Genomic DNA, 7182 nt, shown 5'->3' on the forward strand with positions numbered 1-7182 from the left:
CACCACGGCCAGAGCGAGCGCGGCGAAGAGCATCGAGTCAGATCGGCGCATGGGCGGGCTTCCTCCAGGGAACGTCCTCTCTTCACACGTCCCCCCGTCGGCCGTCCAGCCGACACCCCCTCCCATTTTAATGTGGACCGATTTGGTACTGTTTAAGTAGAGAGGCGGCGCGAGCCTGGGGAGCGCCCCCGCGCACTGGAGAAGAACCGGATGTTCCGGATGAGCAAGATGACCGACTACGGCCTCGTGCTGCTGACCGAGCTGGCGCGGGAGGAGGGCAGCACCCGCACCGCCCGGGAGCTGGCCGAGGCCACGCGGGTGCCCCTGCCCTCGGTGAGCAAGGTGCTCAAGGGGCTGCAGACCGCCGGGATGCTCGTGTCGCACCGCGGCGCCATGGGCGGCTATGGGCTCGCTCGGCCGGCCGCCAGCATTCCGCTCACGCAGATCATCACCGCGCTCGAGGGCCCCGTGGCCATCACCGAGTGTGTGCAGCACTCGGAGACGGGCGAGCCCGCGTGTGAGCTGGAGTCCGTGTGCCGCGTCCGAGGCCACTGGCGCGTCATCAACCAGGCCATCCACGACGCGCTGGGCCGGCTGACGCTGGCCGACCTGTGCGCCCCCACACCCCGCGTCGAGCGTCTGGTGGGGCTGAACATGCCCCCGCGCTCCGCCAGCCCCGGAGGGCTCTCATGAGCACCGAGACGATCCAGGACTTCACCCGCCGCCAGTACCAGGCCGGCTTCGTCACCGCCGTGGAGTCCGACACCCTGCCTCCCGGCCTGAGCGAGGACGTCGTCCGCATCATCTCCGCGAAGAAGGGCGAGCCCGAGTTCCTCCTCGAGTGGCGCCTCAAGGCCTACCGCCACTGGCTCACCATGAAGGAGCCGCGCTGGCAGAAGGTCCAGTACCACCCCATCGACTACCAGGCCATCCGCTACTACTCGGCCCCCAAGCAGAAGCCCAAGCTCGAGAGCCTGGATCAGGTGGATCCGGAGATCCTCCGCACCTACGCGAAGCTCGGCATCCCCCTGGAGGAGCAGAAGCTGATGCAGAACGTGGCGGTGGATGCCGTGTTCGACTCGGTGTCCGTGGCCACCACTTTCAAGGACAAGCTGGCCAAGGCGGGCGTCATCTTCTGCTCGTTCTCCGAGGCCGTCCGCGAGCACCCCGAGCTCATCAAGAAGTACCTGGGCTCCGTGGTGCCGTACTCGGACAACTTCTTCGCCGCGCTCAACTCGGCCGTCTTCAGCGATGGCTCGTTCTGCTACGTGCCCAAGGGCGTGCGCTGCCCCATGGAGCTGTCCACCTACTTCCGCATCAACGCCGCGGACACCGGCCAGTTCGAGCGCACCCTCATCGTCGCGGAAGAGGGCAGCACCGTCAGCTACCTCGAGGGCTGCACCGCCCCCATGCGCGACACCAACCAGCTCCACGCCGCCGTCGTGGAGCTGGTGGCGCTGGATGGGGCCAACATCAAGTACTCCACCGTGCAGAACTGGTACCCCGGCGACGCCGAGGGCCGCGGCGGCATCTACAACTTCGTCACCAAGCGCGGCATCGCCCACGCGCGCGCGAAGATCTCCTGGACGCAGGTGGAGACGGGCTCGGCCATCACCTGGAAGTACCCCAGCGTCATCCTCAAGGGGGACGACTCGGTGGGCGAGTTCTACTCGGTGGCGCTCGCCAACCACCGCCAGCAGGCGGACACCGGCACCAAGATGGTGCACATCGGCCGCAACACCCGGAGCACCATCGTCTCCAAGGGAATCTCCGCCGGCCACGGGCAGAACACCTACCGGGGCCTGGTGAAGGTCCTCAAGAACGCCGAGGGCGCGCGCAACTACACCCAGTGCGACTCGCTGCTGCTGGGTGACAAGTGCGGCGCCCACACGCTGCCGTACATCGAGGTGAAGAACGCCTCCGCGCAGGTAGAGCACGAGGCCTCCACGTCGAAGATCGGCGAGGACCAGCTCTTCTACTGCCAGCAGCGCGGCATCTCGAAGGAGGACGCGGTGTCGATGATCGTCAACGGCTTCTGCCGCCAGGTCTTCAAGGAGCTGCCCATGGAGTTCGCCGTGGAGGCACAGAAGCTGCTCGGGGTGAGCCTGGAAGGGAGTGTGGGGTAGTCATGCTGCTGAGCGTCCGTAACCTCCATGCACGCATCGGGGACAAGGAGATCCTCAAGGGCATCAACCTCGAGCTGAAGCCCGGTGAGGTCCACGCCATCATGGGCCCGAACGGCTCGGGCAAGAGCACGCTCTCCCAGGTGCTCGCCGGCCGGGAGACGTACAAAGTCACTCAGGGCGAGGTGCTCTTCGACGGGAAGGATCTGCTGGCCCTCTCGCCCGAGGCTCGCGCCACCGCCGGCGTGTTCCTCGCGTTCCAGTACCCGGTGGAGATCCCCGGCGTGGGCAACCTCCACTTCCTCCGCACCGCGCTCAACGCGCAGCGCCGCTCCCAGGGCAAGGAGGAGCTGGATGCCATGGACTTCCTCGCGCTCGCCAAGGAGCGGATGAAGGCGGTGCAGATGGATCAGGGCTTCCTCAACCGCTCCGTCAACGAGGGCTTCTCCGGCGGCGAGAAGAAGCGCAACGAGGTGTTCCAGATGTCGGTGCTCCAGCCGCGCCTGGCCATCCTCGACGAGACGGACTCGGGCCTGGACATCGACGCCCTGCGAATCGTCGCCGGCGGCGTCAACGCGCTGCGCTCGCCGGAGCGGGGGATGCTCGTCATCACCCACTACCAGCGGCTGCTCGACTACATCGTCCCGGACCACGTGCACGTGATGGCCGGCGGGCGCATCGTCATGTCCGGCGGCAAGGAGCTGGCGCTCGAGCTGGAGAAGAAGGGCTACGCCTGGGTGGAGAAGCTGGGCCCGGCCGCGGCCCGGGAGGCGCGCCCGTGAGCGCGGGCCTCCAGCACTACCTCGATGTGGCCCAGCGCTTCCAGGCTGAGCGCGCGGCGGAGACGCCCCTGTGGCTGCGCTCGTTCCGGGAGCACGGCCTCGCGCAGCTCTCGCGCCAGGGCTTCCCCACGCCTCGGAACGAGGACTGGAAGTACACGGATGTGGCGCCCATCGTCTCGCGTCCCTTCGCGCCCACGGGTGCTGGGACGAAGGTGGACCTGAAGGCGCGGGTGGAGCAGCTCACCCTGCCAGGGCCCCGGCTCGTCTTCGTGGATGGCCGGCTCTCGCCCGAGCTGTGCTCGCTGGAGGGGCTGTTTCCTGGGGTGACGGTGAAGCCCCTGCGCGACGCCGTGCGAGAGGACGCGGAGGCGCTGGAGGCCGTGCTGGGCCGGAGGGCTCGGGCGGAGGCGCACCCGTTCGTCGCGCTCAACGCGGCGCTCCTGGAGGAAGGTGCCTTCGTGCAGGTGAGGCCCGGCGCCGTGGCTCCCAGCCCCGTGCAGCTCGTCTTCCTGTCATCCGGAGCGGGCGCGGTGCCCGTGCTGGCCAGCCCGCGCGTCGTGGTGGTGGCAGGCGCGAGCAGCGAGGCCGCACTGGTGGAGCTGTACGCCGGGGTGGAGGGGGGCGCCTCGTTCACCAACGCGGTCACCGAGGTGGTGCTCGGGGAGAACGCGCGGCTGCACCACTACAAGCTCCAGGTGGAGCCAGACGCGGCCTTCCACGTGGCGAGCTTCCATGCCGAGCAGGCGCGGGACAGCCGGCTGGCCTCGCACACCTTCGCACTGGGCGCGGCCCTGGCACGCAACGAGGTGCACTCGGTGTTCGCGGGCGAGGGCGGCGAGTGTGTGCTGAACGGCCTCTACGTGGGCCGCGGCTCGCAGCACCTCGACAACCGCACGGATCTGGATCACGCGGTGCCTCGGTGCACCAGCCGCGAGCTCTACAAGGGCGTGCTGGACGGTAAGTCACGAGGCACCTTCCACGGGCGCGTGCTCGTGCGGCCGGATGCGCAGCACACGGACTCGAGCCAGACGAACCGCAACCTCCTGCTCTCGGAGGGGGCGCTGGTGGACACGCGCCCGCAGCTGGAGATCCTCGCGGATGACGTGAAGTGCGCGCACGGCGCGGCGGTGGGCCGGCTGGACGAGCAGGCCCTCTTCTACCTCCGCGCGCGAGGCATTCCCCGGGCGCAGGCGGAGCAGCTGCTCACCTATGCCTTCGCCAGCGAGCTGGTGGGCGCGGTGACGCTGGAGCCGCTGCGGGCGCGGGTGGAGCAGCTCGTGGCCGGGCGCTTGCCGGGCGGGGCTCGGCCGGAGGGAGTGGCATGAGCGGCGCGGGACTCGACGTGGCGAAGGTGCGCGCGGACTTCCCCATTCTCCAGCAGGAGGTGCGGGGCCGGCCGCTGGTGTACCTGGACAGCGCCGCGTCCGCACAGAAGCCGCAGGTCGTCATTGACGCCATCTCGCGCTTCTACACCCACGACAACGCCAACGTGCACCGGGGCGTGCACACCCTCTCCGAGCGCGCCACCGCGGCCTTCGAGGGCGCCCGAGAGAAGGTCGCCCGCTTCCTCCATGCCAGGGAGGACAAGGAGATCGTCTTCGTGCGCGGCACCACGGAGGCCATCAACCTGGTGGTGCAGACGTTCGGCCGGAAGAACGTGGGCCCGGGCGACGAGGTGCTCATCACCGCGCTGGAGCACCACGCCAACATTGTCCCCTGGCAGATGCTCTGCGAGCAGGTGGGCGCACGGCTGAAGCAGATCCCCGTGGACAAGCACGGGGACCTGGTGCTGGACGGGCTGGACGAGCTGCTCACCCCGCGCACCCGCATCCTCGCGGTGACGCACGTCTCCAACGCGCTGGGCACCGTGGTGCCGGTGAAGGAGCTGATCCGCCGCGCGCACGCCAAGGGCATCCCCGTGCTGGTGGACGGCGCCCAGGCGGTGACGCACTTCTCCGTGGACGTGGTGGACCTGGACTGCGACTTCTACGCCTTCTCCGGCCACAAGCTCTTTGGCCCCATGGGCATCGGCGTCCTTTACGGGAAGAAGGAGCTTCTGGAGTCCATGCCGCCGTACCAGGGCGGCGGGGACATGATCCTCTCCGTCACCCTGGAGAAGACGATCTACAACCGGGTGCCGTTCCGCTTCGAGGCGGGGACGCCGGACGTGGCGGGCGCGGTGGGGCTGGGCGCGGCCATCGACTACCTGGAGCGCGTGGGCATGCAGTCCATCGCCGCGCATGACCGGCAGCTGCTGGCCTACGCGGAGCAGGCGCTGGGCCGTGTCCCGGGCCTGCGAATTCTGGGACAGGGCCGAGAGCGCTCGGGCGTGGTGTCCTTCGTGATGGAGGACATCCACCCGCATGACGTGGGCACCATCCTGGATCGCGAGGGCGTGGCCGTCCGTACGGGACACCACTGCGCGCAGCCGCTGATGCAGTGCTTCGGCGTGGCGGCCACCGTCCGGGCCTCGCTGGCGCTCTACAACACCTCGGAGGATGTGGACGCGCTCGTGCGTGGGCTCCAGAAGGTGCGGGAGGTGTTCGCATGAGCTCGGATCTGCAGGATCTCTATCAAGAGGTGGTGCTCGATCACGGCAAGCGTCCGCGCAACTTCCGCGAGGTGGAGGGCGCCAACCATCGCGCCCAGGGCCACAACCCCCTGTGCGGCGACCAGCTCACCGTGACAGTCAAGGTCGAGGGCGGCGTGATCCGGGACATCGGCTTCCAGGGGCAGGGCTGCGCCATCTCGCGCGCCTCCGCTTCGCTGATGACGGGGGCGGTGAAGGATCGGACGCGCGAGGAGGCCGAGCAGCTCTTCGAGCAGGTGCACAAGCTGGTGACAGCGGGGCCGGCCGAGGTGGACACCGAGGCGCTGGGCAAGCTCGCCGTCCTCTCGGGGGTGAGCGAGTTCCCGGCCCGCGTGAAGTGCGCCAGCCTCGCGTGGCACACGCTGCGGGCGGCGCTGCGCGGTGAGGCGGAGTCAATCTCCACGGAGTAGAGAGGGGCGCATGAGAGGGCTGGTGGTACTCGATCGCGAGTGTGAAGCGACGCTGATTCCCAGCGGGGACCGGGTGATGCTCCCGGCCGGCACGGATCTGCGGGTGATGCAGACGCTGGGCGGCAACGTCACCGTGCAGTCGGAGTCGACCGGTCAGCTCCTGCGCATCGACGCGAAGGACGCGGCCGTGCTGGGCGAGGAGTATGCCCCGCAGGCCAAGGCCTCCGAGCCGGAGTCAGCGGCCGAGGGCACCTTCGACGAGGAGCAGGTGTGGCAGCAGCTTCGGACGGTGTACGACCCGGAGATCCCGGTCAACATCGTGGAGCTGGGGCTGGTGTACCAGTGCAAGGCCACGCCGCTGCCTGAGGGTGGCCAGCGGGTGGACATCCAGATGACGGTGACGGCACCTGGGTGTGGCATGGGCCCGGTGCTCGTGGAGGACGTGCGGAGCAAGGTGTCCAGCGTCCCCGGCGTGAAGGAAGCCCACGTGGAGCTGGTCTGGGAGCCTCCCTGGGATCAGAGCCGCATGACAGAGGTGGCGCGGCTCGAGCTTGGGTGGATGTAGACGCTCACTCCACCGGCAGAGGGACGGGCGTGAGGTGCTCGCTGGGCGCCTGGGGCAGCAGGATGCGGAAGGAGGCGCCCTGTCCGGGAGTGGAGTCGACGGTGATGTCGCCGCCCAGGCCGAGGATGATGCCGTAGCAGACGCTCAGGCCCAGGCCGAGGCCGGTGCCCGAGCCCGCGCGCTTGGTGGTGAAGAAGGGCTCGAAGACGCGGGTGAGGTGCTCGGCGGTGATGCCCTTGCCGTTGTCCTGGATCTCGACGGCGATGCGGCCGTCCTCCTGGAGGCAGGTGGCCACGCGCAGGATGGGAGAAGAGGAGGGCCCCTCCTTGAGGGCCTGGGCGGCGTTGGCCAGCAGGCCGAAGAAGACCTGCTGCAGCCCGTTCTCGCTGGCGAAGACGGGAGGGATGTTGTTGAAGTCTCGCGCCAGCAGGACTTCCTCCGAGAGCAGGTGGCGCGCCTCGCCCAGAGCCAGCTCGAGCACCTCGTGCACGTCCACGCGGGTGCGAGGCGTCTCGTCCAAGCGGCTGAAGAGCTTGATGTTCTGGATGATGCGGCGGATGCGGTCGGCCCCGTCGAAGGACTCTGCGCACACCTCACGCAGCTCCATCACGTCATGAGGGCTCAGGCGCCAGGTGTCCGCCTCGAGCTGTGAGCGCAGGTAGCTGAGGTTGGCCAGGATGAAGCTCAGGGGGTTGTTGATCTCATGAGCCAG

General features: G+C 68.9%; 8 protein-coding genes. 7 read left to right on the top strand and 1 reads right to left on the bottom strand.

The window, feature by feature from the left end:
* The first annotated feature begins 210 nt into the window (after positions 1-210).
* From VD972_RS16625 to sufT, 7 genes are read left to right on the top strand one after another with little or no spacing between them, the layout of a single operon-like run.
* Positions 211-693, top strand: coding sequence for an SUF system Fe-S cluster assembly regulator (locus tag VD972_RS16625; RefSeq protein ID WP_324988126.1), 483 nt, complete (start codon positions 211-213; stop codon positions 691-693).
* A complete protein-coding gene (sufB, locus tag VD972_RS16630; RefSeq protein ID WP_324988130.1) occupies positions 690-2126 on the top strand; it encodes a Fe-S cluster assembly protein SufB in 1437 nt (478 codons plus the stop codon). The genes VD972_RS16625 and sufB overlap by 4 nt, the downstream gene beginning before the upstream one ends.
* A 2-nt stretch (positions 2127-2128) precedes the next feature.
* A complete protein-coding gene (gene sufC, locus VD972_RS16635) occupies positions 2129-2905 on the top strand; it encodes a Fe-S cluster assembly ATPase SufC (RefSeq protein WP_324988133.1) in 777 nt (258 codons plus the stop codon).
* The gene (gene sufD / locus VD972_RS16640; RefSeq protein WP_324988136.1) at positions 2902-4230 is read left to right on the top strand and encodes a Fe-S cluster assembly protein SufD; all 1329 of its coding nucleotides are present in this window, start codon (positions 2902-2904) and stop codon (positions 4228-4230) included. Before sufC ends, sufD begins: the two co-directional genes overlap by 4 nt.
* Entirely contained in the window at positions 4227-5456 is a 1230-nt protein-coding gene (locus tag VD972_RS16645) for a cysteine desulfurase (RefSeq protein WP_324988139.1), read from the top strand. Before sufD ends, VD972_RS16645 begins: the two co-directional genes overlap by 4 nt.
* Positions 5453-5905 carry a Fe-S cluster assembly sulfur transfer protein SufU gene (sufU, locus tag VD972_RS16650; RefSeq protein ID WP_324988142.1) on the top strand — a complete coding sequence of 151 codons (453 nt, stop codon included), beginning with the start codon at positions 5453-5455 and terminating at the stop codon, positions 5903-5905. The genes VD972_RS16645 and sufU overlap by 4 nt, the downstream gene beginning before the upstream one ends.
* Before the next feature lie 10 nt (positions 5906-5915).
* The gene (sufT, locus tag VD972_RS16655; RefSeq protein ID WP_324988145.1) at positions 5916-6470 is read left to right on the top strand and encodes a putative Fe-S cluster assembly protein SufT; all 555 of its coding nucleotides are present in this window, start codon (positions 5916-5918) and stop codon (positions 6468-6470) included.
* Between the two features lie 4 nt (positions 6471-6474).
* Here the strand turns inward: sufT and VD972_RS16660 are convergent.
* A partial coding sequence (locus VD972_RS16660) for a sensor histidine kinase (RefSeq protein ID WP_324988148.1) occupies positions 6475-7182 on the bottom strand: 708 nt, incomplete at its 5' end.

The sequence above is a fragment of the Hyalangium sp. genome, from assembly GCF_035629615.1.
Lineage (GTDB): Bacteria > Myxococcota > Myxococcia > Myxococcales > Myxococcaceae > Hyalangium.

What these genes read in the sequence shown, in the direction of transcription:
- VD972_RS16625 (WP_324988126.1), top strand. Translation starts at nt 211, where the DNA reads ATGTTCCGGATGAGCAAGATGACCGACTACGGCCTCGTGCTGCTGACC.
- sufB (WP_324988130.1), top strand. Translation starts at nt 690, where the DNA reads ATGAGCACCGAGACGATCCAGGACTTCACCCGCCGCCAGTACCAGGCC.
- sufC (WP_324988133.1), top strand. Translation starts at nt 2,129, where the DNA reads ATGCTGCTGAGCGTCCGTAACCTCCATGCACGCATCGGGGACAAGGAG.
- VD972_RS16645 (WP_324988139.1), top strand. Translation starts at nt 4,227, where the DNA reads ATGAGCGGCGCGGGACTCGACGTGGCGAAGGTGCGCGCGGACTTCCCC.
- sufU (WP_324988142.1), top strand. Translation starts at nt 5,453, where the DNA reads ATGAGCTCGGATCTGCAGGATCTCTATCAAGAGGTGGTGCTCGATCAC.
- sufT (WP_324988145.1), top strand. Translation starts at nt 5,916, where the DNA reads ATGAGAGGGCTGGTGGTACTCGATCGCGAGTGTGAAGCGACGCTGATT.